The following is a 26,449-nucleotide window of genomic DNA, read 5'->3' on the forward strand; positions in this document are numbered from 1 at the left end:
CCTCTTCGCGGATGCCTCCATGTCCTTCTCCCGCCCCAGCGGCCGCCAGCCCGACCAGATGCGCGATGTCAGCATCCTGCGCAACTACACCCGGCATGCGGAAGGCTCCGTGCTGGTCAGCTTCGGCCACACCCGGGTGCTGTGCACCGCCAGCGTCGACAACAAGGTACCGGGCTTCCTGCGCGGCAAGGGCGAAGGCTGGGTGACCGCCGAGTACGGCATGCTGCCGCGGTCGACCCACACCCGCAGCGACCGCGAGGCCGCACGCGGCAAGCAGGGCGGGCGCACCCTGGAGATCCAGCGCCTGATCGGCCGCACCCTGCGCGCCTGCGTGGACCGCGGGGCGCTGGGTGAACGCACCATCACGCTGGATTGCGACGTGCTGCAGGCCGACGGCGGCACCCGCACGGCGGCCATCACCGGCGCCTACGTGGCCCTGGTGGACGCGGTGAACTGGCTGAAGTCGCGCAACGAGATCAAACGCGACGCCATCCATGGCGCGGTCGCCGCGGTGTCGGTGGGCATCTACCGTGGCGTGCCCGTGCTGGACCTGGACTACGCCGAGGACAGCGACTGCGACACCGATATGAACCTGGTGATGAACGACGGCGGCGGCTTCATCGAGCTGCAGGGCACGGCCGAGGGACACGCCTTCCGCCGCGACGAACTCGATGCGCTGCTCGCCCTGGGCGAAAAGGGTATCGGCGAACTGTTCGCCGCTCAGCGCGCGGCCCTGGAAGGCTGACATCTTCCTTGTGGGAGCGACGTCAGTCGCGATGAGGCTTTACCGATGGACCATCGCGACTGACGTCGCTCCCACAACAAGCCGATTGGACGGAGTTGACCGATGCCACAGACCCTCAGCCTGATCACCGTCGTCGTCGACGACTACGACCGCGCCATCGCGCATTACTGCGGTGCGCTGGGTTTCGCGTTGCGCGAGGATACCGACCTCGGCGGCGGCAAGCGCTGGGTCCGCGTTGCGCCGGCCGGCAGCACGGAAACCTGCCTGCTGCTGGCGCAGGCCAGTACCGACGAACAGCGTGCTCGCATCGGCGACCAGACCGGCGGACGCGTGGGGTTCTTCCTGCAGACGGACGACTTCTGGCGCGACCATGCGCGGATGTCGGCCGCCGGCGTCGAATTCGTGGAAACGCCGCGAGAGGAGTCCTACGCCACCGTCGTCGTGTTCCGCGATGCCTACGGCAATCGCTGGGACCTGCTGCAGCCGAAGGGATGATGACCGCATGAAACTCGTCCTCGCCTCCTCCAATGCGGGCAAGCTGGAAGAACTGCGCGGCCTGCTGGCCGATACCGGGATCGAACTGGTCGCCCAGTCCGACCTGGGCGTGGAGGACGCCGACGAAACCGGCACCACCTTCGTCGAGAACGCGTTGATCAAGGCGCGCCACGCCAGCCTGCAGACGGGCCTGCCCGCGTTGGCCGACGACTCCGGCATCTGCGTGGATGCGCTCAACGGCGCACCCGGCCTGTACTCGGCGCGGTACGCCGGCGGCCACGGCGACGCGCAGCGCAACATCGACAAACTACTGGACGCGCTGCGCGACGTCCCCGGCGACCAGCGCGGCGCGCATTTCTATTGTGTGCTGGTCCTGCTGCGACACGCGCACGATCCGCAGCCGCTGATCGTCGAAGGCGAATGGCGCGGCCGCATCCTGCACGAGCGCCGCGGCACCGGCGGGCATGGCTACGACCCGGTGTTCTTCGACCCGCAGCGCGGCGAGTCCGCTGCGGAGATGCCGCTGGACGAGAAGAACGGCATCAGCCACCGCGGCAAGGCGTTGGCATCGCTGAAGCAGCGGTTGCTGGCGCTGGCCTGATCCATGCTGATTCCGCCGCCCCTGGCGCTCTACGTGCACATGCCGTGGTGCGTGCGCAAATGCCCGTACTGCGATTTCAATTCGCACCAGGGCAAGGGCGAGTTGCCGTTCGGGGACTACATCGACGCGCTGCTGCGCGACCTCGACCACGACCTGCCGCTGGTCTGGGGCCGCACGGTGCATAGCGTGTTCTTCGGCGGCGGCACGCCCAGCCTGTTCCCGCCGGAATCGATCGACCGCTTCCTGCAGGGCGCGAGCAGCCGGCTGCGCTTCGCGCCGGGGCTGGAAGTGACCTTGGAGACCAACCCGGGTACCGCCGAACACGGGCGCTTCGAGCACTACCGTGCCGCCGGCGTGAACCGGATCAGCTTCGGCATCCAGAGCTTCGACGACGCGAGCCTGGAGAAGCTGGGCCGCATCCACGACAGCCGTGAGGCCGAGCATGCGGTGAAGCTGGCGCAGGACGCCGGCCTGGACAACCTCAACCTCGACCTGATGTACGCCCTGCCCGGCCAGACCCTGGCCATGGCCGAGTACGACCTGCAGCGCGCCTTCGCCCTGCAACCGGCGCACATCTCGCACTATCAACTCACGCTGGAACCGAACACGGTCTTCTTCGCCAAACCGCCCCAAGGCATGCCCGACGACGATCACGCCTGGGACATGCAGGAGCACTGCCAGGCTCTGCTGGCCGACGCCGGTTACCAGCACTACGAAGTAAGTGCCTACGCGCGGGCCGGCCGCCGGTGCGCGCACAACCTCAATTACTGGCGTTACGGGGATTACATCGGGATCGGTGCCGGCGCCCACGCCAAGATCACCGTGGGCGCGACGCAGCAGATCCTGCGCCGCTGGAAGATCAAGCACCCCACCGCCTACCTCACGGCCGCAGGTACCCCGGCAGCCATCGGCGGAGACGACGACATCACGCCCGAGCGCCGGCCTTTCGAATTCATGCTCAACGCGCTGCGGCTGCAGGAAGGCTTCGCGCTGACCGAGTTCGAGGCCACCACCGGGTTGGGCCGCGCGACCATCGCCGATGCCCTGGCACAGGCAATGCGGCAAGGCTGGGTGAGCCTGTCCGATACCCACGTCCATCCGACCGCGCTGGGCCGGCGCTTCACCAACGACGTGATCGAACTCTTCCTCGACGCGTGAGTCCCAGACCTGCCCGGCGATGGACGGGTGGGCAGGCTGTACGGGGTGTGATAATGATGGCGCCACAGGGGAGCCCGCCGCACCGATGACCGCGCCACGACCGCCTTCGCCCGCTGCCACGCCGACCACGATCGCGTCGGCCGCGCTGCCTCCGCGCGTGCGGCGCGTGCTGCAGAACCTGTTCGACCACGTCTCCACCGACTTCATCACGGCGATCAACGCGATGCTGGTGGAGTTCGAACAACAGCTTTTCAAGCACGCCGACCAGGCGCGCAGCAACCACCTGCAGGCGCAGGTCTTCGTCGACCTGCGCGCGCTGCAGAAGCACCGCACCGAACTGGCGCCGCATTACATGTTCGGCCTTGAGGCCGAGTTGGCTTCGATCCGTGTACCGCGCGCGGCCGGCGATGCGCCCGCGGCGGCGCGGCTGGACTACCAGACCCTCACCCTGGTCGAGGATGCGGCGATGGACCAGGAGATCGTGCTGCGCGAAGTCGCGCGCCGGCACGAGCAGCGCGGCAACGCGCAGATCCTGATGCTGGGCCAGCGCTTCGGCGTCCTGGCGGGGCAGCCGGCCTACGACGCGGAAACGTTGCCGCTCGGTCCGAACCGCCTCTGCCACGTGCTGAAGGAAGCAGCCGCCTGCCTGGAGCTGTCGTTGGATGCGCAACTCGTGCTGTACCGCACCTTCGACCAGAAGGTGATGCTGAACTACAGCGAGTGGGCCGGCACGGTGAACCAGTTCCTGTCGCGCGAAGGCATCCTGCCCGGGCTGGTCTACACGCCGCGGCGCGTGCGCGCGCAGGACGCCGTGAGGCATCCGCGCGATGAAGGCGACGGCGCGGCGCGGCCGATGACCGGCTGGAACGGCCAGGGCACCGCCTCGCACTGGGCCACGCTCACACCCGAGCAGTTGCAGGCGGTCGCCGGCGCGCTGATCGGCAGCAACGTACCCGCCACGGGCAGCGGCAGCACGCCGCCCCCGCTCCCACCTCGCGACGCCGCGTCTGCCGACGGTGGCGGAAGCACGACATCCCACGACACCGCGGGTTCCTTCGAAGTCCTGCAGAAATTGCTGGCCATCCGCCGAGGCGGCCTGCAGGCCGATGCCCAGGCCTTGGCAGGAGGGACGGGCGCTTCGGGTGGCCCGGGAAGCCTGGCCCAAGGACAGTCGGGCACGGCACCGGGAACGGGGAGCACGGCCAGCGCCGGCGGTACGGGTGGCACGCACGCGGCGGCTGGCCACGGCGGCGCTGCCGGCGGCAGCGCGCAGGCGGCGACCCCCCGCCTGCTGCCCACGCCCGACGTGCTGAGCACGCTGCAGCGCCTGCAGGCCGCGCCGTTGCCGGACCGCGCGCCCGACCAGCCGCGACGCACCGTGCAGGACCTGCAGCGCGCCATGCTGGCCGCCGCGCGTGCGCAGCACGGGCCGAACGCCACACTCGCCAGCGCCGACTCGGACACGTTCGAACTGCTGGACCTGCTCTACAACGAGATCGAGCGCGAGGTGCAACACGATGCACCCGCCGCCGACATGCTGGTGCGACTGCAGGTGCCGGTCGTGCAGGCCGCCCTGCGCGACCGCAACTTCTTCCTGCGCGCGCAGCATCCCGCGCGCGACCTGCTCAACACGGTGGCCGAATCCGGGGCCACGTGGCTGGGCGAAGACGACGTGGACCCGCAACTGGTGCAGAAACTGCACCAGGCCGTCGAGAAGGTGGTGGACAAGTACGAAGGCGATGAAGCCGTCTTCGAAGACGCCCACCGTGACGTGCAGCAGCACCTTCAGGCCGCGGTGCGCAAGGCGGAGTTGGCGGAGCGTCGTCAGATCGAAGCCGCGCGCGGCAAGGACCGGCTGGAAGTCGCCAAGCAGCGCGCCGCCGAGACGATCGAGTCGGCCATGGCCGACGCCAAGCCGCAGAAGTTCGTGCAGGCCTTGCTCAGCCAAGCCTGGGCGGACGTGCTCACGCTCACCCAGCTGCGCAACGGCGAGTCTTCCGGGGAGTGGGCTGAGCAACTTCAGACCACGCTGGAGATCGTCGCTGCCACGACCACCGCACAGGGCGCCAATCCCGAGCTGGCCGGCAAGGTGGAGAAGTCGCTGATCCAGGTGGGCTATCACGAAGACGAGGCGGCCGCGATCGCGCGCCGCCTCTCCAGCGTCGAGGAAGACGAGACGACGTCACGCACCGAGCTGACCGCACGACTCAAGGCGCGCGCGCGCCTGGGCGGCCAGAACGAGGTCAAGAAAAAGCCCGTCCAGCCACGGACGCCACAGGAACAGGAGTGCTACGACTACCTGCGCACGCTCCCGTTCGGTACCTGGTTCGAGTTCACCCGCAACCAGCAGGGCGACGTGCAGCGGCAGCGACTGTCGTGGTTCAGCCCGGTCACCGGCAACGCGCTGTTCGTCAACCAGCGCGGCCAGCGCGTCGGCGAGCATTCGCTGGACACGCTGGCCCTGCTGATGGCCAAGGGCCAGGCGCAGGTGGTGACCGAGGACCGCGGACGCCTGATCGACCGGGCCTGGAACGCCACGCTCCATGCGCTGCGCAGCCTCACCGGGCGCCGCGGCGAAGCCGAACCCGCAGGAGGCGCCGCATGATGCGCGAATTCCGCCGCGCCCGCCGGCGCAACGTACCGAAGCCGGTGGCCGTGTTCGACCTGATGACCGAGCAGGTCATCGGCCGCCTGGGCAACCTGTCCGAATCGGGCATGCTGCTGGTGGCCACCGAGCCGCTGACCGACGACGCGCTCTACCAGCTGCGTTTCCACCTGCGCGACGACCGCGGACAGGACACGCCGATCGACGTCGGCGCGCACCTGTTGTGGTCCGCGCCGGCCAATACGCCCGGCCAGGCCTTTGCCGGCCTGCGCTTCCTGACCATCGACCGCGAGCCGCTGGAGCGGCTGCGCCAGTGGGTAAACGCCGGGCCCGAAGCCGAGTAAGGCCTGCACACCGGCCTGCGCGGGCCGGATGCGGCAAAATGGAGGTTCTTCCGCAAGAGCCTCCGCCATGAACGCCCCCGCCGATCTCGCGGCCCGCCTCGTCCCGCTGTACGCCGACCATCTGGCGATGATGACGCGCCGCGCCGACGAAGCGCTGGCGCGGGGCGGCTTCGATCACCTGGTCGTGCCCAGCGGCACGCAGCACTGGCAGGTGTTCGACGACCGCGACTATCCGTACGCGGTCAATCCGCAGTTCAAGGCGTGGCTGCCGCTGACGCGCGTTCCTTACAGCTGGCTGGTGTACACGCCGGGCAAGCGACCGAAGGTGATCTTCTATCAGCCGTTCGATTACTGGCACGTGGTGCCGGGTGCGCCCAGCGGCTGGTGGGTGGACCACTTCGACATCCACATCATCCGCACGCCCGATGAAGCACTCGCCCTGCTGCCGCCGGCCGCGAACAGCGCCATCCTCGGCGAACCACAGAGTGCGCTCGGCGGCTATGTGCCGAACAATCCCGAAGCGGTCATCCAGTACCTGGAATACCAGCGCTCCTACAAGACGCCGTACGAAATCGCCCTGATGCGCCAGGCGCAGCGCCTGGCCGTGCGCGGCCATCGCGCGGCCGAGGCGGCGTTCCGCGCGGGCGAGAGCGAATTCGGCATCCACATGGCGTACTGCACCGCCGTCGGCCAGGACGCCAACGATCTTCCCTATGGCAACATCATCGGCCTCAACGAGCACGCGGCCGTGCTGCACTACACCGAGTTGCAGCGCGTCGCGCCGGCACCGCTGCGCAGCTTCCTGATCGACGCCGGCGCCAGCTTCCACGGCTACGCCAGCGACATCACCCGCACTTACGCCTACGACACCGCCAGCGAGTTCCAGGCGATGATCGACGCCGTCGATGCCGCGCAGCAGGCGATGTGCGCCGGCGTGCGCAGCGGCGTGGACTACAAGCAGTTGCACGTGGATGCGCACCTGACCCTGATGGGCATCCTGAAGGACTTCGGCGTCATCACCGTCTCGCCCGAGGCGGCGGTCGCCACCGGCGTCAGCGCGGCGTTCTTCCCGCACGGCCTGGGCCATCCTATCGGCCTGCAGGTGCACGACGTGGCCGGCTTCGCCGCCAGCGACCGCGGTGGCCGCATCGAGCGACCCGCCGGCCACCCCTACCTGCGCATGACCCGCGTGCTGGAGCCGGGCATGGTCGTCACCATCGAGCCCGGCCTGTACTTCATCGACCTGCTGCTGGACGAGGTGAAGAAGAACGGCCACGCCGCCAGCATCGACTGGACGCGCGTCGACGCATTCCGCCCTTACGGCGGTATCCGCATCGAGGACGAAGTGCGGTGCACCGAAGGCGACGCCGATAATCTGACGCGTCCGGCGTTTGCGGAAATCGGCTGAGCTTCGGCCACCTCGGCGCTTGCTCACGACACGGAGGAATCCACCATGAAACGCGTCACCGGCATCGGCGGAATCTTCTTCAAATCGGTGGACCCGAAGGCGCTCAGCGCGTGGTACCGCGACCACCTCGGCGTGGACACCTCGGACTGGGGCGGCGCGATCTTCCCGTGGGGCGGCGAAGGCAGTCCTGCCGGCATGACGATCTGGAGCCCGTTCAAGCAGGACACCACTTACATGGCGCCCAGCACCGCGAGCTTCATGATCAATTTCCGCGTGGACGACCTGGACGCGCTGCTCGCGGCATTGCGCGAGGAGGGCTGCAACGTCGTCGGCGATCCGCAGGTATCGGAGCAGGGCAAGTTCGGCTGGGTGCTGGACCCGGAAGGGAACAAGGTCGAACTGTGGGAACCGCCCGCGGGGCAGTAGAAGAGGACAACATGACGACATCCGACTACCTGTTGATTTCCCGCGGCCAATGGGACGAGAACGCATCGCCGCAGGACGTCCAGGACGCCATCGACCGCTTCTACGCATGGTACGAACGCGGCTTGGCCGAGGGCACGCTGAAACCCGGCAGCCGGTTGGAAGCGCGGGGCAAGCGCGTCACCCGCGACGGCATCACCGACGGCCCGTTCGCCGAGGCGAAGGAACTGGTGGGTGGTTACTGGTTCATCGTGGCCGATTCGCTGGATGACGCCGCACGCATCGCCGCGCAGAACCCCTGCCTGGCCTTCGGCCTGGAAATGGAAATCCGGCCGCTGGAGGCCGCACGCGCCCGCGCCGAGGACGTAACCAATGAGACGCCCGCGGCCTGGCGTTCCCGCGACGGCTGACCCCGCACCATGATGGCGACGCACCTCACGCTGGAAGGCGGCTGCCATTGCGGCGCGATCGGCCTGACTTTCTCCACGTCTCTGAGCCCCGCGGACACGGCGCCACGGGCCTGCGATTGCAGCTTTTGCCGTGCACATGGCGCGGCCTGGGTCTCGGACGCCGCCGGACGCCTGACGCTGCACACGCGTCGCCCGGATCGGCTGCGCCGCTACCGGCAGGGCTCACTGGCGGCGCAGTTCCTGCTGTGCGGCGACTGCGGTGTATTGGTGGCCGTGGTTTTCCAGGAAGAGGATCGCACGTACGCGGCCGTGAATGTCCGCTGCCTGCATGCGCGGGAGGCCTTCGCGCCCGTCGTGACCGCGTCGCCGCAGACCTTGGCGCCGGAGCAGAAGACCACGCGTTGGCGGCAGCTGTGGATCGCTGATGTGCGGACAGGCGTCGATTGAGCGAGGTGGGTTTATCCCTCACGCGCGACATCGTGCTGCGCGAATCGCATCCGGGACCGCATGCACCTCACTCCCGCCGATACAGAGCGCGCGAGTCCGACGCCGGATGCAGCACGCTGACCGCCTGCACGCGACCCTCCGGGCCGCGGTGAAACTGGAAGCGCAGGCTGCCCGAGGCCGAGGCGTACCGATTCGGTGCGAGGGCATGCAGCGTGGAGGCCGACGCGGCTTCCGGCAGACGCCATGCCAGCTGGCCATCGGTGATCTGCATCTCGAAGGTGTCGTCTTCCAGCAGGTCGGCGACTGCGCCGCGGATCTCCATCGGTACCCGTGCATCCAGTCGATAGCGTCCGGCAAGATCCGCGGCAGGCGAGGCGGGATGCGCCAGCGAGCGCAGCAACGCGTTGTCGCCGTGGCCGAGCGCGTCGGTCAGCGCATTGCGGATCTCGCGTGCGAGGGCGTCGCCGTTGGCGCCGTTGGTGAGGATGACGAAACCGTCGCCGGTTTCCGGATAGCCTTCGATCCAGGCGCGGTAGCTGTCGTTGGCCCCGCCGTGATGGAACGTGCGGGAAGCGCCTTCGCCATCCAGCCGCGGCCCCAGGCCGAACCAGCTGCGCGCCACCGGCGTGAGCATCTCCACGGCGGTGCCGCGGCGCAGGAAATCCTCGCGGCCCTGATAGCTGCGGATGATCGCGGCGACAAACGTGCCCAGGTCGTTCGCGCTGGTCCATAGACCCGAGGCAGCGGATTCTGGGAAGGTTTCGTAGCCGCGCGGGAGCGCCGTGGGCGTGCCTGCCTCATCGTGCGCATGCGCGACGTTGCCGTAGGCGGCCGGCAGCGGGCTGGCGTACGTGCTGCGTGCCATCCGCAGCGGATCGAAGACCTCGGCTTCCGCGATGCGCGCGAACGGTTCGCCGGTGAGATCCTCCAGCAGCATCTGCTCGACCGTGACCGCACCGCCGGAGTAATCGTTGCGTTCTCCGGGGACGAAGCGGCGCGTTACCGGCGCGTTCTTCGCAGGGGGCACGCCCTGCAGCACCTGCGTCAGCGTCGGCACTCTCTCATCCGGCAGGTAGTCGGCGAAGCCGTGCACGCCCAGTCCGGAGGTGTGCGACATCAGCATGCGCGGGGTGATCGCGCCATTGCGCTCGGGGACATCGGGCACCTGCCACCGCTTCAGATCCATGGCGACATCGCGGTCCAGCGACACACGCCCTGCATCGACCAGGCGCAGCGTGGCCGCCGCGGCGACCACCTTGCTGATCGAACCCACCGAAAACACCGTGTCGGCATCCACAGGCGCGCTCGCCTCTGCGCTGCGCACGCCGTAACCGCGCGCGGCCACGACGCGACCATCGCGGACGATGGCGATCGCGACGCCAGGGACGAGGTGATGGCGCATGCGTGCGTCCAGCGACCATCGCGGCAGCGGCGCATCGACAGGCAACACATTCGGTCGCAGTCCATGCTGCAGCGCCGCCAGGGGATCTTGCGCGATATCGGCGTCGCGCTCGGCGGCGTGCGCGACCGTCGCCGCGAGCGCCAGCATCAACGCGTACGCGTGCCGACGTACGATCCGGTGCCGACCCGTTCCTTTCGCCATGCGCCCTCTCCTCGCTCGGGGTCTCCCGGCAACGTGCCACCGGGCATCAGGTTGACAGCCGCTCAGGCGGCCATCGCGGCCTCGATCTCGTCGGCGCTGCGCGCCAGCGCATCGGTCAGCACGACCGGGCCGTCGGCGGTCACCAGCACGTCGTCCTCAGTGCGGATGCCGATGCCGCGCCACTTCGCATCCACCGTGGTGTCGTCGTGGGAGACGTACAGGCCGGGTTCGATGGTGAACACCATGCCCGGTTCCAACAGGCGCGATTCGCCGTCGATGCGGTAATCGCCCACGTCGTGCACGTCCAGGCCCAGCCAATGGCCGGTCTTGTGGCGGTAGAAGCGGCGATAGCTGCCTTCGGCGAGGTGTTTTTCCAGCTTGCCCTTCAGCAGGCCCAGCGTGAGCAAGCCTTCGGTCAGCGTTTCGACCGCGGCCACGTGGCCGGCCTCGTACGGCACACCCACGCGCGCGCAGTCCAGCGCGGCGCGCTGTGCCTGGCCGACGAGGTCATGCAGCGCACGCTGCGCCGGCGTGAAGCGGCCATTGACCGGGAACGTGCGCGTGATGTCCGACGCATAGCCACGATACTCGGCCCCGGCATCGATCAGAACCAGGTCGCCGTCGCGCGCCTGCGCGGTGTTGGCACGGTAGTGCAGCACGCAGGCATTGTGGCCGGCGCCGACGATGCTGTTGTAAGCCGGCCAGGCGTCGTTCGCGCGGAACACCCGCTCCAGGTCCGCTTGCAGTTCGTACTCGCGGATGCCGGGGCGCGCGGCGCGCATCGCGGCCCGGTGCGCCTGCACGCTGATGTCGGCGGCGCGCTGCATCAGCTTGATCTCGTCCTTCGACTTGAACAGGCGCAGCTCGTGCAGCAGGTGGCCCAACTCGAGGAACTCGTGCGGTGGCTGCGCGCCCTGACGTACCTGCGCGCGCACGTGGCGCACCCAGCCGATCAGCTTGAGGTCGAAATCGGCATCACGGCCGAAGTGGTAGTAGACCCGCGAGCGGCCCTCGAGCAGCCCGGGCAGGATCTCGTCGAGATCGTCGATGGGATAGGCATCGTCCATCCCGAAGTCGTTCACCGCGCCTTCCTGGCCCGCACGCGGCCCGTCCCAGCCTTCGCGCTCCGGATCGCGTTCGCGACAGAACAGGATCGCCTCGCCATGCCTGCGTCCCGGCACCAGCACCAGCACCGCCTCGGGTTCGGGGAAACCGCACAGGTACCAGAAATCGGAATCCTGCCGGTACGGATAGTGGGTGTCGTGGCTGCGGGTGCGCTCCGGGGCGGCCGGCAGTACGAGGATGGCGTCGTTGCCGGCCATCCGCATCAGTTGCCGGCGCCGGCGGGCGAACTCCGCCGCGGCGATGCCGGTCACCGCCTTCATCAGTTCAGGCTCCGGCGATGCCGGGGCCCGAGCACGCAATCGCCATGCAACAACAGGGCGGCAACGCGGACGAACTCTTCCAGTTCGGCGAGTGCGTCCTCGTCCTCCTCGTCCTCACTACTTTCGGCCGACGCCTTGGCCAGGCGCGCCAGATCCTGCAGCGCTTCCTGGCCTTCCTCCGACAACGGCGGGGTCGCGCCGGCAGCGAGGCCGAACGCGCCCAGGAAGCCGCGGCACCAGCCGAACAGCGCTTCGGCGCGCTCATCCAGCGAGCGGTCGGCCGCGGGCAGCAGAAGTTCGAAGGAGAATCCACGGTCCTCGAGCTGGACGACCGCGGCTTCGCGCATCTGGTCCAGTGCGCTGCCGGCTGCGGGTGCCGGCAGGCTGTCGTCGGCCAGCGCGCGGGCCAGCCAGGTGCCGTCGGCAGCGCCGCCACCGGCGAGCCACCCGCACAGCGCGCCGTGCAGTTCCGAGGCGTCCGTCGCCAGTCCCAACTGGCGGGAGGCCGCGTCGACAGCGGCGATATCGGGGAGGTCGGGCATAGAAGAACGCAATCCGCTGCAGGTTTCGGACAACGCCTCGATTGTACCAACGAAAAGCCGCATCCCGGCTTGTTGTGCATGTGTACGCATGCCTACACTCCGGTATCGCCTTGGCCCGGACGTCCGTCCACCCCCATGCTGCCTCTTCCTGTCGCTGCAGTCCTCGCAACGGCGTCCCCGCTGTCGGCCCGGCCTTTCGTCATGGTGTTGGCGGCGGCGGTGCTGGTGGGCGTGGTGGTGATCGGCACGCGGCGCTGGTGGCAGGCGTGGTTTGCGGCGCGCCAGGTACAGCCGGAGCCCTCGCGCAGCGAGATACTGCGCAACCGCGACGAACGCCTGAAGCTGGCCCTGTGGGCCTCCGGCGAACAGTTCTGGGACTACGACCTGGTGCAGCGCAGGCTGTACCGCATGCGGGCGGACGAAACGGCGGTGCAGACCGCCGACATCACGGTGCTGACCCGCCAGGGCGAAGTGCCGACGATCCACGAAGAAGACCTTCCACTGGTGATGGAGCGCCTGCGCCTGCATCTGCAGGGCAAGGCCCCGATCTTCACGTCCGAGCACCGCATGGACATGCTCGGCAACGGCACCTGGGTATGGGTCCGCGCGCGCGGCCGCGTGGTGGAACGCGACGCGGACGGCCAGCCAGTCCGCATCGCCGGCACCGCGCGCGACATCACCGCCAGCCGCAACGCCGAGTACGAACACCGCATCGCCGGCGAGGTCATGCGCAGCATGAACGAGGCCGTCGCGGTGCTGGATTGGGCCCATCAGTTCATCACCATCAACCCCGCCTTCACCCGCATCACCGGCTATGCGGAGGACGAGATCATCGGCCAGCCGATGACCATGCTGGACAGCGACCAGCACGAGGACGCGTTCTTCGAGCGCATGCACCGCGAACTGCGCCTGACCGGGCGCTGGTCCGGCGAGGTCTGGAAGGTACGCAAGGACGGCGAAGAGATCCTCTGCCGCATCGAGACCAACGTGGTACCCGACGTGAGCGGCGAGCGGCCGTTGTACGTGCAGGTGCTCACCGACATCACCGAGCAGAAGCGCGCCGAGCAGGAGCTGCGCTACCTGGCCAACTACGACACGCTGACCAGCCTGCCCAACCGTTCGCTGCTGTCCGAGCGGCTGTCGCGCGCCATCGTGCGTGCGCGCCGCGAGCATGGCCACGTGGCGGTGTTGTTCATCGACCTGGATCGCTTCAAGGACATCAACGATTCGCTGGGCCACGCCACCGGCGACCGCATCCTGCGCGCCGCCGCCGCGCGCGTACAGCAGACCGTGGGTACCCAGCACACCGTCGCGCGGCTGAGCGGCGACGAGTTCACGGTGGTGCTGGAAGACATCAATGGCATGCCCGACGCCGAGGACGTGGCGCAGCGGATCATCCAGGCCTTCCGCGCGCCATTGAACTTCGGCGAGCGGCTGGAGCTGGCGGTGTCGCCCTCCATCGGCATCAGCCTGTACCCCGAACATGCGCAGGTACCGACCGAACTGCTGAAGCACGCCGACACCGCGATGTACCAGGCCAAGGCGATGGGTCGGCACACCTACCAGGTGTATTCGGAATCGATGGACGAGAAGAACCGCCATCGCGCCATCCTCGCCAGCGCGCTGCGCCGGGCGATCGACCGCAACGAGCTGTCGCTGGTGTTCCAGCCGCGCCTGTCCATCTCGCGCCAGCGCATTACCGGCGCCGAGGCCCTGCTGCGCTGGGACAGTCGCGAGTTCGGCATGGTCTCGCCGGCGCAGTTCATCCCGCTGGCCGAAGAGTCCGGGATGATCCTGGAGCTCGGCGCCTGGGCGCTGCGCGAAGCCTGCCTGACGCTGCGCAGCTGGCACGACGCCGGCCTGGAGGAACTGTCGGTGGCGGTGAACGTCTCGGCCACCCAGCTCCAGCGCGGCGACCTGCAAGCCGTGGTCGCGCGCACGCTGGAAGAGACCGGCATCCCGGCCAGCCGGCTGGAACTGGAGCTCACCGAAAGCGTCATCATGGCCAACCCCGAGCAGAACGCGGACACGCTGCGCGCGTGCCGTCGCCTCGGCATCTCGCTGGCGATCGACGACTTCGGCACCGGCTACTCGTCGCTGGCTTACCTCAAGCGCCTGCCGCTGACGACACTGAAGATCGATCGCGAATTCATCGGCGACCTGACCCACGACAGCGACGACGAAGCCATCACCAGCACCATCATCACCATGGGCCAGTCGCTGGCGCTGAAGGTGGTCGCCGAAGGCGTGGAGACCTGGGACCAGTACGAGTTCCTGCGCAGCCACGGCTGCGACGAGGTGCAGGGCCACTGGGTCGCGCAGGCGCTGAGCCCCGACCAGTGCCTGCGGTTCATCCGCGAGTATTACCCGGGCTCGGGCATCCGCGTCGCGTCCTGATTCCCGCGTGGGAGCGACGTGAGCCGCGACACCGGGCTCCGGATCGCGACTGACGTCGCTCCCACAACCCTGATCGCTTGACCGCCCGCCGAGCGCATGCCTATCGTGGCCGCCATGGACAACGCCGACCTGCTCGACCAGCTACGCGCGCTCAGCACGCGCATCCAGGACCTGGCGGATCGCTGCCAGCGGCTGTCCGACGAGAACCGCAGCCTGCGCCAGCAGCAGGAACAGCTGGTCGGCGAACGCTCGCAACTGCTGGCCAAGAACGAACAGGCGCGTTCGCGGGTCGAAGCGATGATCAGCCGCCTGAAATCCCTGGAGCAGCACACGTGAGCGCCACCGAGCCCGTCAGCGTCCATATCCTCGACCGCGAGTACACCGTCGGCGTCTCGCCCGACGAACGCTCCGGCCTGATGGCGGCCGCGAAGCTGCTCGACAGCCGCATGCGCGAGGTGCGCGGCAGCAACCGTATGGCGGCGGTGGATCGCGTGGCCGTGCTGGCCGCGTTGAATCTGGCACACGAATTGCAGCAGCTGCGTGACGAGCAGCACGCGCGCAACCGCGACGTGGAACGCACGCTCCAGGACCTGCACCGCAAGCTCGACGCAGCGCTCGGTTCGTCGTAACGCGCTGCGCACCACACCGACTGCGCACTGAATCCGCCGACGAACGGGCTAGGCAAGTTTTTTCAAGCCGCTATACTGGCTTCGCGTCCTCTGCTGTCCTCGACAGCGCACGCAAACATTCGCCTTGTCCCTTAATGACGACCACGGGATGGCGACGGTACCGGGAGTGCAGGTCTGCCTCGCAGCGGAAAGCCCGATGGTTCCCCAGCCTTCCCACTTGAACCCCGGGTTCAAGGTCGTTTCGTGAGCATCGTTGATGGCGGAGGACGTATTTTTCCCGCGGCAGCGGCATCAGCCGCGACCCGGCCGGTCCAGTTGCACCCGCCCTTGAGCGGGATGACTTCGAAACGAAGCCGATTGCACCGGGGACCCAACGCCCAGGGCCGTGACTGACGCCGCTCCCGCGGTCCCACCCCGGCAGCGCCGGGGCGCATGCCGTAAAATTCCCGCATGCCCAACCCCTCGTTCCCGCGACCATGACGGCACAGCGCGATGCGCTGCGCCGCGACCTGCGCACGCGCCGCAAGGCGATCCCCGCCGCTGAACGCATCGCCGGGGCCGATGCGCTGGCGACGCGCCTGTTGGCCCTGCCCTTCGCGCCCGAGCGCGGCTACGTGGGCGGGTATTGGGCGATGGACGGCGAGATCGGCCTGCACAGCTGGCAGCTGCGGCTGCCGAAGAGTCTGGTCTATTGCCTGCCGGTGCTGGCCGACGACGAAACCCTGCGTTTCGCTCCCTGGCGTCCCGGCGACGAACTGGTGACCAACCGCTATGGCATCCCGGAGCCCGATATCGATCCGCGCAGTGGCCTGCGCGCCAGCGAGATGGCCTTGATCGCCGTGCCACTGGTGGGCTTCGACGACGCTGGCCATCGCCTCGGCATGGGGGGGGGCTGGTACGACCGCACGCTGGCCGCGCGCCTGCAGCAGCCGGCGCCGCCGTGGCTGGTCGGCGTCGGCTTCGAAGTACAGCGCGTTGCGTCGGTCGCGGCCCAGGCCTGGGATGTGCCGCTGGACGCGATCTGCACCGAGCGCACCACCCTGACCCCTTCCCCCGCTTTGCCGGAACGCCCGCAATGACCGCACGCAAGCGCTACTGGCTGATGAAATCCGAGCCGGACACCTTCTCGATCGACGATCTGAAGAAGGTCGGCACGGAACCGTGGAACGGCGTGCGCAACTACCAGGCGCGCAACTTCATGCGCAGCATGCAGGTCGGCGACGGCGTGCTGTTCTATCACTCCAACTGCAAGGAGCCGGGCATCGTCGGCACCGCCACCGTGGCGAGCGCGGCGTACCCGGACGACACCCAGTTCAACCCCAAGTCCGACTACTACGACCCGAAGAGCACGCGTGAAGATCCGCGATGGTCGCTGGTGGACGTGAAGTTCGAGCGCAAGCTCAAGCGCACGATTACCCTGGACGAGATCAAGCAGCATGCCGACGATCTCGGCGACGGCTTCGCGCTGACCCAGCGCGGCAACCGCCTGTCGGTGCTGCCGGTCACCGCCGCACAGTGGAAGTTCCTGCTGGCGCTGGAATGACCCCCTTTTCCCTCCTGATACTGCACTCCCCATGAGCGAAGCAAAGCGCCTGGCCGGCGAAAAGGCCATCGAGTTCGTCGAGGACGGCATGATCGTCGGTGTGGGCACCGGCTCCACCGTTGCCTTCTTCATCGATGCGCTCGGGCGCATCAAGGACCGCATCAAGGGCGCAGTCTCCAGCTCGGAACAGAGCACCGCACGACTGAAGCAGCACGGCATCGAGGTGTTGGACCTCAACCACACCGGCACGCTGTCGCTGTACGTGGACGGCGCCGACGAGTGCGACCCGCACAAGCGCCTCATCAAGGGCGGCGGCGCCGCTCTGACGCGCGAGAAGATCATCGCGGAGGCCAGCAAGCAGTTCGTCTGCATCGTCGACCCGAGCAAGCAGGTGCCGGTGCTGGGCAAGTTCCCGTTGCCGGTGGAAGTCATCCCGATGGCGCGCAGCCTGGTCGCACGCGAGATCCTGGCGCTCACCGGCGGCCAGCCGGTCTGGCGCGACGGCACCGTGACCGACAACGGCAACCTGATCCTGGACATCCACAATCTGTCGATCACCGATCCGGTGGCGATGGAGCGCGAAATCAACCAGATTCCCGGCGTGGTCAGCGTCGGCTTGTTCGCCCGTCGTCCGGCGGACATCGTCATCGTCGGCGGCGAACCGCCGATCGTGCTGCGCTGATCCGCGGCGCTTACGCGCTCTCCGACAAGGCCTTCACCAGTTCGCCCACCAGCTCGCGTTTTTTCGGCGGCAGCTGGAGGAAGGCCTCCACCACCTGCCGTTCACGACTGCCGGCGCCCGCCGGCCATGGCGGACGCGCCTCCGCCACGCGCGAGCGCGGCGACACGCCGAACCGCAGCGCATGCGGTTCCACGCCGAGCAGATCGGCCATCACCTGCAGCTTGTCCTGCTCCGGCAGCGCGCGTCCGCGGAGCCAGCGTGACACTGTCTGGAAGGTGACAGAAGAACCGCGGTATTTCGCGTTGAAAAGATGGAACAGGACAATCGGGCGTGGCTCATAGCCCGCCTGCTGCATCGCGTGCACAAGGCGTTGCGCGAATTTTTCTCGTTCGTCGGCCATGTCGAAAACTTACGCGCAGTGGCGAGGGCGCGAATCACTATCAAAGTTAATTGACGCGAACATTTTGTGTTCATATATTCGGCGACGAACGGCGCGCCCGACGACCTTCGTCAGCATCGTCGCCGTCACCGGCCACGCAAGGAACGCACGATGTCCGACTCACATGAAGAACTGCCCGACGCCGACGCCGCATCGGCCGAGGCAATCATCCACGGCGTCGACGATGCGCCGAGTGCACTCGACCAGGCCCTGCAGGCCTTGCAGGGCGGGCCCGGCCAGAGCCTCGCCGACCCTGGCATCACGCTGCTCACGCCGGCGCAGCTGGACCTGCTGTACGTGGGCGCGCGCATGCAGGCTGAGCACTGCCAGGACGGGCTGCTGCTGTTGCTCGACCTGATGCACGGCGCGCAGGCCCACGGGGCGATGCCGGACGGCGCGCTGATGCAGCGCTTCGTCACCCAGCTGCACACGCTGTGCCGCGACCAGCAGCGCTGGCATGCGCTGGCCGACAACGCCGCGTACTACCGCGACAACGTGCGGGTCGCGGACCGCATCGCCAGCTGGGTGCGCGTGCAGCCGCCGGCCGAGGCGCCCGCCGACTGACGCACCGGTGCGGTGCGAACCGGTAGACTGGCGGCCCCGATCGTCGGAAGCCGCCATGCGCCGCATGTCCCCCGCCCTGCTCGTTTCCGCCCTCCTGCTCAGCGGCTGCGCCAGCGGCGGCGAATGGGTGGAGATCGGCGGCAAGCGGTACACCGTCGAGATCGCCGACGACGACACCGAGCGCGCGCGCGGCCTGATGTTCCGCGACACCCTGGCCGACGGCACGGGCATGCTCTTCATCCATGAGGCCGAGGAGCCGCAGGCCTACTGGATGAAGAACACGCGCATCCCGCTGGACATCCTGTACTTCGACGCAGGCCGCAAGCTGGTCACCCAGCAGCGCAACGTGCCGCCGTGTTCCGCCGGCGACGCCTGCCCCTCCTACCCCAGCGACCAGCCGGCGCGCTTCGTGCTGGAACTGAACGCCGGCGAAGCCGAACGCCTCAAGCTCCAGGACGGCGCCGAGCTCACCCTCGGCAAGGGCATTCCGCCCGTCCGCTGAGGCTTGATTCGCGGTCGGATTGGCCCCAGTCTGTCGGCATGGGGGATCGACTGACATTGCCGGAATGGAATGCGTTGGCCAGCCAGCCCGATGACACGGTGCCGCTGCTGGAAACCGCGCTGCTGATCGCGCGCGATGAATACCCGGACCTGGACGCCGACCTCTACGACACGCTGGTCCAGAGCCACGCCGAACACCTGCGCCACGAGATCGCCACGATCGAGCCGTGGCCACTGAAGATGGCCGCCATCAACCGCCACCTGTTCGACGAATTGGGCTACACCGGCAACCACGACGAGTATTACGACCCGCGCAACAGCTACCTCAACGAGGTGTTCGAGCGCCGCCTGGGCAACCCGGTATCGCTGGCGATGGTGCAGATGGAAGTCGCGCGCCGGTTGGGCGTGCCGCTGGATGGCGTGTCATTTCCCGGCCACTTCCTCGTGCGCCTGCCGGTCGACGACGGCCTGCTGGTGATGGACCCGTTCAACGGCGGCCGCCCGCTGGGCGTGGACGAACTGCGCGAGCGCGCCAAGCCGCACCTGGGCGGCGACATCCCCGACGACGCCGCGCTGCTGCACATCCTCAACCCGGCCTCGCACCGCGCGATCCTGGTGCGCACGCTGCGCAACCTGCACGGTGTGTACGTCGAGCGCGACGAGTGGGACCGCGCCGCACGCTGCGCGGACCGCGTGCTCAAGCTCACGCCCGACCAGCCCGACGCCCTGCGCGACCGCGGCCAGGCCTATCTGAAGATGGATTACCGCGCCGGCGCGCAACGCGACCTCGCCCGCTACCTGCACCTGTCGCCGGAAGCGAAAGACGCCGCGGAACTGCGCGAGCAGCTGATCGAACTCAACGCGGTGCGCACGTCGCGGATGCATTGAGCGCGGAGCGATTTGCAGGCGCTTTTGTAGGAGCGACGTAAGTCGCGACCGCGAGACGTGGCACCCTGCCATCCCATCGCAGGCGTACCTCATCGCTAACACCCTGCTATGCACGAACATCCTGCAGCGTCATGGCGACACGCACGTTCGCGTATCCCGGTCGCGACTCACGTCGCTCCTACAGAAGTTGCTGGAAATCGCTCAATCCAACTCCACCATTTCGAAATCCTCCTTGCTCACGCCGCAGTCGGGACAAGTCCAGTCGTCGGGAATGTCTTCCCAGCGGGTGCCCGGGGCGATGCCTTCTTCTGGCAGGCCGTCGGCCTCGTGGTAGATGAAGCCGCAGACCACGCACATCCAGGTGCGGAAGATGGTGGTGGTGGCGTCGGTCACGGGATAATGCCGGCTTGGAGGAGCGGCCATTGTCCCATCGCCGCCCGCGCACCGGAAGTTCGCCGATGACACCCCTGCCGCCGTCCGTCCGCACCGCTCGCGGTCTGTACCTGATCACCCCGGAGGAACCGGAGACCGACCGCCTGCTGGCGCGCGTGGCCGCGGTGCTGCCGCAGGCGACCTGGCTGCAGTACCGGCAGAAAGACGCCGATGCCGGCCGCCGTCTTGTCCAAGCCGCGGCCCTGCAGGCGCTCTGCGCGCAGGCGGGCGTGCCGCTGATCATCAACGACGACGTTGGCCTGGCGGCCGCGATAGGCGCCGCGGGCGTGCATCTGGGCGAGGACGATGGCGATATCGCGGCCGCCCGCGCGCGACTGGGCGCGGACGCCATCGTCGGCGCTTCCTGCTACGACGACGCGATCCTGGCCGAGCGCGCCGTATCGGCCGGTGCCAGCTACGTGGCGTTCGGTGCGTTCTTCCCCACCACCAGCAAGATCACCACACGACGCGCCACGCCGGCCTTGCTGGCCGACGCCGCTGCGCTGGGCGTGCCGCGGGTGGCGATAGGCGGCATAACGCCTGACAATATGGGCCCGCTGGTGGCCGCCGGCGCCGACCTGGTCGCCGCGATCGGCGGCGTGTTCGAGGCGGCCGATCCGGTGGCCGCGGCAATCGCCTACCGGCAGGGCTTCGAAAGCCGCTGACCACCGTGGTGTGGGAGCGACGTAAGTCGCGACGAGGCATCACGGTCCTTCCATCGCGACTTACGTCGCTCCCACAAGACGACCCTCTACTTCCTGGAATCCCATGAACCACGACCAGTCCCACGCCCTCTTCACCCGCGCCCAGGCCCTGCTGCCCGGCGGCGTCAATTCGCCGGTGCGCGCGTTCAAGTCGGTCGGGGGCGAGCCGTTCTTCGTGCAGCGCGCGGATGGCGCCTACCTGCATGACGTGGATGGCAACCGCTACATCGACTACGTGGGCTCGTGGGGCCCGATGATCGTCGGCCACAACCATCCGGCCGTGCGCGACGCCGTGCAGGCAGCGATCCAGCACGGCCTGTCGTACGGCGCACCCTGCGCGGCCGAAGTGACGATGGCCGAAACGATCACCCGGCTGGTGCCGTCGTGCGACATGGTGCGCATGGTCAATTCCGGTACCGAAGCCACGCTGTCGGCGATCCGCCTGGCGCGCGGCGCGACCGGGCGCAACCGCATCGTCAAGTTCGAAGGCTGCTACCACGGCCATGGTGATTCGTTCCTGGTGAAAGCCGGCAGCGGCATGTTGACGCTGGGCGTGCCGACCTCGCCCGGCGTGCCGGCGGGCCTGAGCGAACTGACGCTGACGTTGAGCTACAACGACTTCGACGGCGCGACCGCCCTGTTCGAACAATATGGCAGCGAGATCGCGTGCCTGATCATCGAGCCGGTGGTCGGCAACGCCAACTGCCTGCCGCCGCGCGAAGGCTACCTGCAGCACCTGCGCGCGTTGTGCACGCAGTACGGCGCGCTGCTGATCTTCGACGAAGTGATGACCGGCTTCCGCGTGGCGCTGGGCGGCGCGCAGGCGCACTACGGCATCACACCGGACCTGACCACCTTCGGCAAGATCATCGGCGGCGGTATGCCGGTGGGTGCGTATGGCGGTCGACGTGAGCTCATGCAGCAGATCGCCCCGGCCGGCCCGATCTACCAGGCCGGCACGCTGAGCGGCAATCCGGTGGCGATGGCCGCCGGTCTGGCGATGCTGGAACTGATCCAGGCGCCGGGCTTCCACGACGGGCTCACCGCAGCCACGGCCGCGCTGTGCGAGGGCCTGGAAATCGCGGCCCGCGAGGCCGGTGTGCCGCTGACCACGACCCGCGTGGGCGCGATGTTCGGTCTGTTCTTCACCGACCAGCAGGTCGACACCTACGCCCAGGCCGTCGCGTGCGACACCGCGGCATTCAACCGCTTCTTCCATGCGATGCTGGAGCGCGGCGTATACCTGGCGCCGTCGGCATTCGAAGCCGGCTTCATGTCCAGCGCGCATACGCCCGACGTCATCGAAGCGACGATCGCTGCCGCCCGCGAGGCCTTCAAGGTGGTCGCCGCGGGATGAAGCCCCGCATCCACCAGGTGCTGTTCGATTTCGACGGTGTCCTGTCGCATTACCGGCACGAGGTACGGATCGCGCACCTCGCCGCGCATGCGGGCTGCGCGCCCGAACGCGTGCGCGAGGTGTTGTTCGTTTCGGGACTGGAAACCGAATACGACAGCGGCGCGATCGACACCGCGGCCTACCTCCGCCAGCTGGGGGATGGCCTGGGCGCGGGGGTGGATGAAGATACCTGGCTGGCTTCGCGGATGGCCGGCAGTACTGCCATCGACGGCGTGCTGGCGCGCATCGCCACGCTGCACCCCGCTCTCGCCCTGGGCGTGCTGACCAACAACGGCGTGCTGATGACACACGCGATTCCGCGCATAGTCGCGCCGATGGCGGCCCGCCTCGAAGGTCGCGTGCTGACCAGTGGCGGACTACAGATGCGCAAGCCGGCGCCGGCAACGTTCACAAAAGCGGTCGACCTTTTAGGCTGGGACGCCGGCAGCACGTTGTTCGTCGACGATATGTTCACCAACGTGCAGGGCGCGCGCGAAGCGGGCCTGCACGCCGAGACCGTCACCGATGCGCGCAGCTTCGGCAAGGCGCTGAAGCGCTACGCATTCGGTCCGCAGACGGGCTGGTAGCGCGTTTGAGGGTTGCTTGATCCGGGCACGGGAGACTGGCGGTCTCCACCGAAGAGCCGCGCGCAGCCGGCGATGCCCTACATGGCCCAACCCCGACTGAAACTCGGCGCCGCCGAAGCCCACCTGCGGTTGCGCGAACACGCGCAGGCGCGGGCGCTGGTACAGCGGGTGCTGGCAGGCAAGCCGGACATGGCCGAAGCTAGGGCCCTCCTGCAACGCATCGACGGCTGAACGATGGCGGCACCCGCGCCCCGCATCCTCGTGATCGAAGACAACGCGCTGCTGCGGGCGCAGTTGCATCACCTATTCGCCGATGCCGGCCTGGCGGTCGAGTTCGCGGCCGATGGCTTGAGCGGGCTGCAGATGGCGCTCGATGCGCCGCCTGATGTCCTCGTGCTCGACATCGGCCTGCCGGGCCTGGACGGCTTGCGCCTGTGCGAGCGCCTGCGCGCGCAGGCGGACCGCCACGTGCCGGTCCTGATGCTGACCGCGCGCGACGCGCTGGAGGACAAGCTGCAGGGGTTCCGGGCCGGCGCCGACGACTACCTGGTCAAGCCCTTCGCCGGCGCGGAGTTGGTCGCGCGCTGCCAGGCGCTCTCGCTGCGCCACCGTGGCGGCGAAGCGCACCTGCTGCGCATCGGCACGCTCAGTATCGACCGCCGCATGGGCCGGGCGATGCGAAGCGATCAGCCGCTCACCCTGCACCACACGCCGTACCAGATCCTGCTCGCCCTGGCCGAGGCATGGCCGCGCACGCTGACACGCAGCGAGCTGATCCAACGCCTGTGGGGCGATGCGCCACCCGACTCCGACCCGCTGCGCACCCATCTTTACCTGCTGCGCCAGGCGCTCGACAAACCCTTCGCGACGCCGATGCTGAAGACCGTGCATGGCGTCGGCTTCCGCCTGGAGGCCGACGCATGAGTGCCCGCGTCGTTCTGCCCCGTCGACGCCTGCGCAACCGCCTGATGCTGGCCTTCGCCGGCTTCACCCTGCTGGTCGCCGCGCTGTTCGCGCTGTACGTGGTGCTGTTCGTCTACTCCGTCGAGGACGAGCTCTTCGAGACCATGCTGGATCGTGAGGTCGCCGCGCAGCAACAGCATCATCGTGATCACGGGCGCTGGACTGCGCCGCGCGACGGTTTCATGTCCGTCGTTCCTTCCACGGCCGCGCTGCCGGACGGCATCGCCGAGGTACTGCGCGAGGCGCCGGGGCGGCGCGAGTTTGCCGGCGTCGACGGTCGCCACTATCACCTGCGTGTTCTGCAGCCTGCCAACGCGAACGAGCCACCCGCGTGGCTCGTGGCCGAGGTCAGTGCGTTGCTGGTGGTCCGGCCGATGCGCGCGCAGCTGCTCCAGCTGCTCTCGTGGTCCGGAGTCGCCATGGTGGCGCTGGCCCTGCTGCTGGGCAACTGGCTGGCACGACGCACCACCGCGCCCCTGTCGCGGCTCGCAGATGCCGTGGGCGACGCGGCACCCGATCGGCTGCCGCCCGGTTTCGCTGCCAGCTTTCCTGACGACGAAGTGGGCGTGGTCGCGCGCCGGCTCGACGACCTGATCGCCCGCATCCGCGCCTTCGTCGAACGCGAGCGCGAGTTCACCCGCGACGCCAGCCACGAGCTGCGAACACCGCTGGCCGTGATCCGTGCCGCCAGCGAACGCCTGTCGACGGACGGCTCGCTGAGTGCGGATGCGCGCGCGAGCGTGGAGCATGTCAGGCTGTCCGCGACGCACCTCGAGCAGACCGTCGCCTTGCTGCTGGCGCTGGCGCGCGAGCAGACATCTGCGCCGTCCACGATCACCGAAACCCGTGTGCTGCCACTGCTGGAACGCGTGGTGGTCGAGCAATCGCCTTTGCTGGAAGGCAAACAGGTGCAGGTCGCCGTCGATGTTCCGACTGACGCCACCACCGATCTGTCTGCACCCGTGATGCAGGTTCTGCTGGCGAACCTGATCGGCAACGCGTTCGCGCACACCCACGAGGGCCGCATCACTATCACGCAGGAGGCGGATGCGCTCCGCATCCGCAACCCCGGCCAGGCCATCCGCGATACCGATTTCGCGCCCTTCGCTAAGGGCGAGGACAGCACCGGCTTCGGCCTGGGGCTGTCCATCGTGCGGCGCCTTTGCGAACGGCACGCGATCGACCTGCGCTTCGATCACGAGGCGGACGGCACCACCGTCCGCCTGCGGCTGCGGGCAGGTCCGGCGGATTCCGTCAGCGCGGTGCCGCGAACGCCCTGAGCGCCGCGTGCAGGCGCTTCAGGCCTTCGGCCACTTCCTCGTCGGTGATGTTGAGGGCCGGCACGAAGCGCAGCACATCCGGGCCCGCCTGCAGCATCAGCAGGCCCTGCACGGCGGCGAGGTCCAGCACCTCGCCCGCACGTCCGGCGTACTTGGCGTTGAGCACGGCGCCGAGCATCAAGCCACGGCCACGCACCTGGGCGAACAGACCGAGCTCCGCGTTGATCGTGTCCAGGCCCTTGCGCAGGGCGGCGGACTGGCGCGCCACGTTGTTGGCGATCTGCGTCGACGCGAGCTTGCGCAAGGCCACGCGCGCCACCGCGGCCGCCAGCGGGTTGCCGCCGAAGGTGGTGCCGTGCGCGCCGAACTGCATCACCTGTGCGACCTTTGGGCCGGCCAGCATCGCGCCGATCGGGAAGCCACCGCCCAACGCCTTCGCCAGGGTGACGATGTCGGGCACCACGCCGTCCTGCCAATGCGCGAACAACGTACCCGTGCGGCCCATACCGGCCTGGATCTCGTCCAGCACCAGCAGCGCGCCGTAGTGGTCGCACAAGGCACGCACCGCGCTGAGGAACCCGGGCGCGGCCGGCATCACGCCACCCTCGCCCTGCACCGGCTCCAGCATCACCGCAGCCACATCGCCACAGGACATGGCGATTTCGAGCTGGGTCAGGTCGTTGAAGTCGACGTAGCGGAAACCGCCGGGCAGCGGCTCGTAGCCTTCCTGGTATTTCGGCTGCGCGGTGGCGGTGACAGCGGCCAGCGTGCGCCCGTGGAAACTGCCGCGGAACGTCACGATGACGCGCTGGTCCGACGGCCGGTCCTGCGAGGCCGCCCACTTGCGCACCAGCTTGATCGCCGCCTCGTTGGCTTCCGCGCCGGAATTGCACAGGAACACGCGTTCGGCGAAGCGCGACGCGGTCACCAGTTCTTCGGCCAGGCGTAGCGGCGGCTCGCTGTAGAAGACGTTGCTGGTGTGCCAGAGCTTGCCGGCCTGTTCGGTCAGCGCCGCAACCAGGTCCGGATCGTTATGGCCCAGTCCGCAGACCGCGATGCCCGCCGACAGGTCCAGGTATTCCCGGCCCTCGCTGTCCCACACCCGCGCGCCTTGGCCGCGTTCAAGGACGACTTCGCGCGGGCGGTATACCGGCAGGTAGTAGCGCTGGCCGTTGGCCAGCAGGTCGGCGGAGGTCGTGGCGCTCATGGCGGCGGTTCGGCAGCGGAGATGGCGGCGTATTGTCGCCGATCAGGAAGCCGGCGCCAGCGGGCGCCGCA

At 68.5% G+C, this 26,449-nt stretch carries 31 protein-coding genes and 1 other RNA gene; 26 read left to right on the forward strand and 6 right to left on the reverse strand.

The window, feature by feature from the left end:
- Positions 1-19: 19 nt before the first annotated feature.
- The 10 genes from rph (at position 20) to AC23D6_RS16305 (ending at position 8,636) form a co-directional block, all read left to right on the forward strand.
- Complete coding sequence (gene rph / locus AC23D6_RS16260; RefSeq protein WP_487750250.1) at positions 20-745, forward strand: ribonuclease PH; 726 nt, start codon at positions 20-22, stop codon at positions 743-745.
- A gap of 102 nt (positions 746-847) precedes the next feature.
- A complete protein-coding gene (locus AC23D6_RS16265; protein ID WP_487750251.1) occupies positions 848-1,240 on the forward strand; it encodes a VOC family protein in 393 nt (130 codons plus the stop codon).
- A gap of 7 nt (positions 1,241-1,247) precedes the next feature.
- Positions 1,248-1,841: an RdgB/HAM1 family non-canonical purine NTP pyrophosphatase gene (rdgB, locus tag AC23D6_RS16270; protein ID WP_487750252.1), complete on the forward strand. Its 594-nt coding sequence runs from the start codon at positions 1,248-1,250 to the stop codon at positions 1,839-1,841.
- 3 nt (positions 1,842-1,844) lie between these two features.
- On the forward strand, positions 1,845-2,999 hold the full coding sequence (hemW, locus tag AC23D6_RS16275; protein WP_487750253.1) for a radical SAM family heme chaperone HemW: 1,155 nt from the start codon (positions 1,845-1,847) through the stop codon (positions 2,997-2,999).
- 85 nt (positions 3,000-3,084) lie between these two features.
- On the forward strand, positions 3,085-5,604 hold the full coding sequence (locus AC23D6_RS16280) for a DUF1631 domain-containing protein (RefSeq protein ID WP_487750254.1): 2,520 nt from the start codon (positions 3,085-3,087) through the stop codon (positions 5,602-5,604).
- Complete coding sequence (locus AC23D6_RS16285) at positions 5,601-5,948, forward strand: PilZ domain-containing protein (RefSeq protein WP_487750255.1); 348 nt, start codon at positions 5,601-5,603, stop codon at positions 5,946-5,948. Before AC23D6_RS16280 ends, AC23D6_RS16285 begins: the two co-directional genes overlap by 4 nt.
- 67 nt (positions 5,949-6,015) lie before the next feature.
- Positions 6,016-7,356, forward strand: a complete 1,341-nt coding sequence (gene pepQ / locus AC23D6_RS16290; protein WP_487750256.1) for a Xaa-Pro dipeptidase — start codon at positions 6,016-6,018, stop codon at positions 7,354-7,356.
- Positions 7,357-7,401: 45 nt separating this feature from the next.
- Positions 7,402-7,782: a VOC family protein gene (locus AC23D6_RS16295; RefSeq protein WP_487750257.1), complete on the forward strand. Its 381-nt coding sequence runs from the start codon at positions 7,402-7,404 to the stop codon at positions 7,780-7,782.
- Positions 7,783-7,793: 11 nt separating this feature from the next.
- Positions 7,794-8,189, forward strand: a complete 396-nt coding sequence (locus AC23D6_RS16300) for a YciI family protein (RefSeq protein WP_487750258.1) — start codon at positions 7,794-7,796, stop codon at positions 8,187-8,189.
- Positions 8,190-8,198: 9 nt separating this feature from the next.
- Positions 8,199-8,636: a GFA family protein gene (locus AC23D6_RS16305; protein ID WP_487750259.1), complete on the forward strand. Its 438-nt coding sequence runs from the start codon at positions 8,199-8,201 to the stop codon at positions 8,634-8,636.
- Positions 8,637-8,703: 67 nt separating this feature from the next.
- Here the strand turns inward: AC23D6_RS16305 and AC23D6_RS16310 are convergent, their stop codons facing one another.
- From AC23D6_RS16310 to AC23D6_RS16320, 3 genes are all read right to left on the reverse strand, one after another.
- Positions 8,704-10,239, reverse strand: coding sequence for a serine hydrolase (locus AC23D6_RS16310; protein WP_487750260.1), 1,536 nt, complete (start codon positions 10,237-10,239; stop codon positions 8,704-8,706).
- Between the two features lie 62 nt (positions 10,240-10,301).
- The gene (locus tag AC23D6_RS16315; RefSeq protein ID WP_487750261.1) at positions 10,302-11,624 is read right to left on the reverse strand and encodes an aminopeptidase P N-terminal domain-containing protein; all 1,323 of its coding nucleotides are present in this window, start codon (positions 11,622-11,624) and stop codon (positions 10,302-10,304) included.
- The gene (locus AC23D6_RS16320) at positions 11,624-12,166 is read right to left on the reverse strand and encodes a UPF0149 family protein (RefSeq protein WP_487750262.1); all 543 of its coding nucleotides are present in this window, start codon (positions 12,164-12,166) and stop codon (positions 11,624-11,626) included. The genes AC23D6_RS16315 and AC23D6_RS16320 overlap by 1 nt, the downstream gene beginning before the upstream one ends.
- 135 nt (positions 12,167-12,301) lie before the next feature.
- Between AC23D6_RS16320 and AC23D6_RS16325 the strand changes: the two genes are divergently transcribed.
- From AC23D6_RS16325 to rpiA, 7 genes are all read left to right on the forward strand, one after another.
- The gene (locus AC23D6_RS16325) at positions 12,302-14,563 is read left to right on the forward strand and encodes a putative bifunctional diguanylate cyclase/phosphodiesterase (RefSeq protein ID WP_487750263.1); all 2,262 of its coding nucleotides are present in this window, start codon (positions 12,302-12,304) and stop codon (positions 14,561-14,563) included.
- Positions 14,564-14,677: 114 nt separating this feature from the next.
- Entirely contained in the window at positions 14,678-14,899 is a 222-nt protein-coding gene (locus tag AC23D6_RS16330; protein ID WP_487752664.1) for a TIGR02449 family protein, read from the forward strand.
- Positions 14,896-15,192 (forward strand): cell division protein ZapA, encoded by a 297-nt coding sequence (locus tag AC23D6_RS16335; RefSeq protein ID WP_093301320.1) that lies wholly within the window; start codon positions 14,896-14,898, stop codon positions 15,190-15,192. The genes AC23D6_RS16330 and AC23D6_RS16335 overlap by 4 nt, the downstream gene beginning before the upstream one ends.
- An 84-nt stretch (positions 15,193-15,276) precedes the next feature.
- A non-coding RNA gene (ssrS, locus tag AC23D6_RS16340) (6S RNA) lies at positions 15,277-15,462 on the forward strand.
- A 206-nt stretch (positions 15,463-15,668) separates the two neighbouring features.
- Positions 15,669-16,271, forward strand: a complete 603-nt coding sequence (locus AC23D6_RS16345) for a 5-formyltetrahydrofolate cyclo-ligase (RefSeq protein ID WP_487750264.1) — start codon at positions 15,669-15,671, stop codon at positions 16,269-16,271.
- Positions 16,268-16,735, forward strand: coding sequence for an EVE domain-containing protein (locus AC23D6_RS16350; protein WP_487750265.1), 468 nt, complete (start codon positions 16,268-16,270; stop codon positions 16,733-16,735). Before AC23D6_RS16345 ends, AC23D6_RS16350 begins: the two co-directional genes overlap by 4 nt.
- Before the next feature lie 31 nt (positions 16,736-16,766).
- On the forward strand, positions 16,767-17,417 hold the full coding sequence (gene rpiA, locus AC23D6_RS16355) for a ribose-5-phosphate isomerase RpiA (RefSeq protein ID WP_487750266.1): 651 nt from the start codon (positions 16,767-16,769) through the stop codon (positions 17,415-17,417).
- A 10-nt stretch (positions 17,418-17,427) separates the two neighbouring features.
- Here rpiA and AC23D6_RS16360 read toward each other — a convergent pair whose 3' ends face one another.
- Positions 17,428-17,817 carry a helix-turn-helix domain-containing protein gene (locus AC23D6_RS16360; protein WP_435305077.1) on the reverse strand — a complete coding sequence of 130 codons (390 nt, stop codon included), beginning with the start codon at positions 17,815-17,817 and terminating at the stop codon, positions 17,428-17,430.
- 150 nt (positions 17,818-17,967) lie between these two features.
- Here AC23D6_RS16360 and AC23D6_RS16365 point away from each other — a divergent pair, with 150 nt between their 5' ends.
- From AC23D6_RS16365 to AC23D6_RS16375, 3 genes are read left to right on the forward strand one after another with little or no spacing between them, the layout of a single operon-like run.
- The gene (locus tag AC23D6_RS16365; RefSeq protein ID WP_487750267.1) at positions 17,968-18,420 is read left to right on the forward strand and encodes a hypothetical protein; all 453 of its coding nucleotides are present in this window, start codon (positions 17,968-17,970) and stop codon (positions 18,418-18,420) included.
- 55 nt (positions 18,421-18,475) lie between these two features.
- On the forward strand, positions 18,476-18,922 hold the full coding sequence (locus tag AC23D6_RS16370) for a DUF192 domain-containing protein (protein WP_487750268.1): 447 nt from the start codon (positions 18,476-18,478) through the stop codon (positions 18,920-18,922).
- A gap of 38 nt (positions 18,923-18,960) precedes the next feature.
- Entirely contained in the window at positions 18,961-19,809 is an 849-nt protein-coding gene (locus AC23D6_RS16375) for a SirB1 family protein (protein ID WP_487750269.1), read from the forward strand.
- A gap of 201 nt (positions 19,810-20,010) precedes the next feature.
- On the opposite strand, the gene AC23D6_RS16380 is transcribed toward AC23D6_RS16375, so the two are convergent.
- Positions 20,011-20,232, reverse strand: a complete 222-nt coding sequence (locus AC23D6_RS16380; RefSeq protein WP_093301341.1) for a rubredoxin — start codon at positions 20,230-20,232, stop codon at positions 20,011-20,013.
- Positions 20,233-20,267: 35 nt separating this feature from the next.
- On the opposite strand from AC23D6_RS16380, the gene thiE reads away from it, so the two are divergent.
- The 6 genes from thiE to AC23D6_RS16410 all read left to right on the forward strand — a co-directional run bounded on the left by thiE (position 20,268) and on the right by AC23D6_RS16410 (position 25,171).
- Positions 20,268-20,906 carry a thiamine phosphate synthase gene (thiE, locus tag AC23D6_RS16385; RefSeq protein WP_487750270.1) on the forward strand — a complete coding sequence of 213 codons (639 nt, stop codon included), beginning with the start codon at positions 20,268-20,270 and terminating at the stop codon, positions 20,904-20,906.
- Between the two features lie 103 nt (positions 20,907-21,009).
- Positions 21,010-22,302 (forward strand): glutamate-1-semialdehyde 2,1-aminomutase, encoded by a 1,293-nt coding sequence (gene hemL / locus AC23D6_RS16390; protein ID WP_487750271.1) that lies wholly within the window; start codon positions 21,010-21,012, stop codon positions 22,300-22,302.
- Positions 22,299-22,928, forward strand: coding sequence for an HAD-IA family hydrolase (locus AC23D6_RS16395; RefSeq protein ID WP_487750272.1), 630 nt, complete (start codon positions 22,299-22,301; stop codon positions 22,926-22,928). Before hemL ends, AC23D6_RS16395 begins: the two co-directional genes overlap by 4 nt.
- A gap of 81 nt (positions 22,929-23,009) precedes the next feature.
- On the forward strand, positions 23,010-23,159 hold the full coding sequence (locus AC23D6_RS16400; RefSeq protein WP_487750273.1) for a hypothetical protein: 150 nt from the start codon (positions 23,010-23,012) through the stop codon (positions 23,157-23,159).
- A gap of 3 nt (positions 23,160-23,162) precedes the next feature.
- Positions 23,163-23,852 (forward strand): response regulator transcription factor, encoded by a 690-nt coding sequence (locus AC23D6_RS16405; protein WP_487750274.1) that lies wholly within the window; start codon positions 23,163-23,165, stop codon positions 23,850-23,852.
- On the forward strand, positions 23,849-25,171 hold the full coding sequence (locus AC23D6_RS16410; protein WP_487750275.1) for a sensor histidine kinase: 1,323 nt from the start codon (positions 23,849-23,851) through the stop codon (positions 25,169-25,171). The genes AC23D6_RS16405 and AC23D6_RS16410 overlap by 4 nt, the downstream gene beginning before the upstream one ends.
- On the opposite strand, the gene AC23D6_RS16415 is transcribed toward AC23D6_RS16410, so the two are convergent.
- Entirely contained in the window at positions 25,146-26,378 is a 1,233-nt protein-coding gene (locus tag AC23D6_RS16415; protein WP_487750276.1) for an acetylornithine transaminase, read from the reverse strand. The genes AC23D6_RS16410 and AC23D6_RS16415 overlap by 26 nt on opposite strands.
- Positions 26,379-26,449: the final 71 nt, after the last annotated feature.

The organism is Pseudoxanthomonas sp. G3 (assembly GCF_057654715.1).

Excerpts from the sequence above, each read along its gene's own strand:
- AC23D6_RS16415 (WP_487750276.1), bottom strand. The coding sequence starts at position 26,378 with ATGAGCGCCACGACCTCCGCCGACCTGCTGGCCAACGGCCAGCGCTAC.
- AC23D6_RS16345 (WP_487750264.1), top strand. The coding sequence starts at position 15,669 with ATGACGGCACAGCGCGATGCGCTGCGCCGCGACCTGCGCACGCGCCGC.
- AC23D6_RS16310 (WP_487750260.1), bottom strand. The coding sequence starts at position 10,239 with ATGGCGAAAGGAACGGGTCGGCACCGGATCGTACGTCGGCACGCGTAC.
- AC23D6_RS16405 (WP_487750274.1), top strand. The coding sequence starts at position 23,163 with ATGGCGGCACCCGCGCCCCGCATCCTCGTGATCGAAGACAACGCGCTG.
- AC23D6_RS16360 (WP_435305077.1), bottom strand. The coding sequence starts at position 17,817 with ATGGCCGACGAACGAGAAAAATTCGCGCAACGCCTTGTGCACGCGATG.
- hemW (WP_487750253.1), top strand. The coding sequence starts at position 1,845 with ATGCTGATTCCGCCGCCCCTGGCGCTCTACGTGCACATGCCGTGGTGC.
- AC23D6_RS16325 (WP_487750263.1), top strand. The coding sequence starts at position 12,302 with ATGCTGCCTCTTCCTGTCGCTGCAGTCCTCGCAACGGCGTCCCCGCTG.
- AC23D6_RS16410 (WP_487750275.1), top strand. The coding sequence starts at position 23,849 with ATGAGTGCCCGCGTCGTTCTGCCCCGTCGACGCCTGCGCAACCGCCTG.
- AC23D6_RS16305 (WP_487750259.1), top strand. The coding sequence starts at position 8,199 with ATGATGGCGACGCACCTCACGCTGGAAGGCGGCTGCCATTGCGGCGCG.
- AC23D6_RS16380 (WP_093301341.1), bottom strand. The coding sequence starts at position 20,232 with ATGGCCGCTCCTCCAAGCCGGCATTATCCCGTGACCGACGCCACCACC.
- AC23D6_RS16395 (WP_487750272.1), top strand. The coding sequence starts at position 22,299 with ATGAAGCCCCGCATCCACCAGGTGCTGTTCGATTTCGACGGTGTCCTG.
- AC23D6_RS16295 (WP_487750257.1), top strand. The coding sequence starts at position 7,402 with ATGAAACGCGTCACCGGCATCGGCGGAATCTTCTTCAAATCGGTGGAC.
- AC23D6_RS16400 (WP_487750273.1), top strand. The coding sequence starts at position 23,010 with ATGGCCCAACCCCGACTGAAACTCGGCGCCGCCGAAGCCCACCTGCGG.
- AC23D6_RS16365 (WP_487750267.1), top strand. The coding sequence starts at position 17,968 with ATGTCCGACTCACATGAAGAACTGCCCGACGCCGACGCCGCATCGGCC.
- AC23D6_RS16375 (WP_487750269.1), top strand. The coding sequence starts at position 18,961 with ATGGGGGATCGACTGACATTGCCGGAATGGAATGCGTTGGCCAGCCAG.
- AC23D6_RS16315 (WP_487750261.1), bottom strand. The coding sequence starts at position 11,624 with ATGAAGGCGGTGACCGGCATCGCCGCGGCGGAGTTCGCCCGCCGGCGC.
- AC23D6_RS16330 (WP_487752664.1), top strand. The coding sequence starts at position 14,678 with ATGGACAACGCCGACCTGCTCGACCAGCTACGCGCGCTCAGCACGCGC.
- AC23D6_RS16350 (WP_487750265.1), top strand. The coding sequence starts at position 16,268 with ATGACCGCACGCAAGCGCTACTGGCTGATGAAATCCGAGCCGGACACC.
- pepQ (WP_487750256.1), top strand. The coding sequence starts at position 6,016 with ATGAACGCCCCCGCCGATCTCGCGGCCCGCCTCGTCCCGCTGTACGCC.
- AC23D6_RS16265 (WP_487750251.1), top strand. The coding sequence starts at position 848 with ATGCCACAGACCCTCAGCCTGATCACCGTCGTCGTCGACGACTACGAC.
- AC23D6_RS16320 (WP_487750262.1), bottom strand. The coding sequence starts at position 12,166 with ATGCCCGACCTCCCCGATATCGCCGCTGTCGACGCGGCCTCCCGCCAG.
- AC23D6_RS16285 (WP_487750255.1), top strand. The coding sequence starts at position 5,601 with ATGATGCGCGAATTCCGCCGCGCCCGCCGGCGCAACGTACCGAAGCCG.
- AC23D6_RS16280 (WP_487750254.1), top strand. The coding sequence starts at position 3,085 with ATGACCGCGCCACGACCGCCTTCGCCCGCTGCCACGCCGACCACGATC.
- AC23D6_RS16300 (WP_487750258.1), top strand. The coding sequence starts at position 7,794 with ATGACGACATCCGACTACCTGTTGATTTCCCGCGGCCAATGGGACGAG.
- rpiA (WP_487750266.1), top strand. The coding sequence starts at position 16,767 with ATGAGCGAAGCAAAGCGCCTGGCCGGCGAAAAGGCCATCGAGTTCGTC.
- thiE (WP_487750270.1), top strand. The coding sequence starts at position 20,268 with ATGACACCCCTGCCGCCGTCCGTCCGCACCGCTCGCGGTCTGTACCTG.
- hemL (WP_487750271.1), top strand. The coding sequence starts at position 21,010 with ATGAACCACGACCAGTCCCACGCCCTCTTCACCCGCGCCCAGGCCCTG.
- AC23D6_RS16370 (WP_487750268.1), top strand. The coding sequence starts at position 18,476 with ATGCGCCGCATGTCCCCCGCCCTGCTCGTTTCCGCCCTCCTGCTCAGC.
- rph (WP_487750250.1), top strand. The coding sequence starts at position 20 with ATGTCCTTCTCCCGCCCCAGCGGCCGCCAGCCCGACCAGATGCGCGAT.
- rdgB (WP_487750252.1), top strand. The coding sequence starts at position 1,248 with ATGAAACTCGTCCTCGCCTCCTCCAATGCGGGCAAGCTGGAAGAACTG.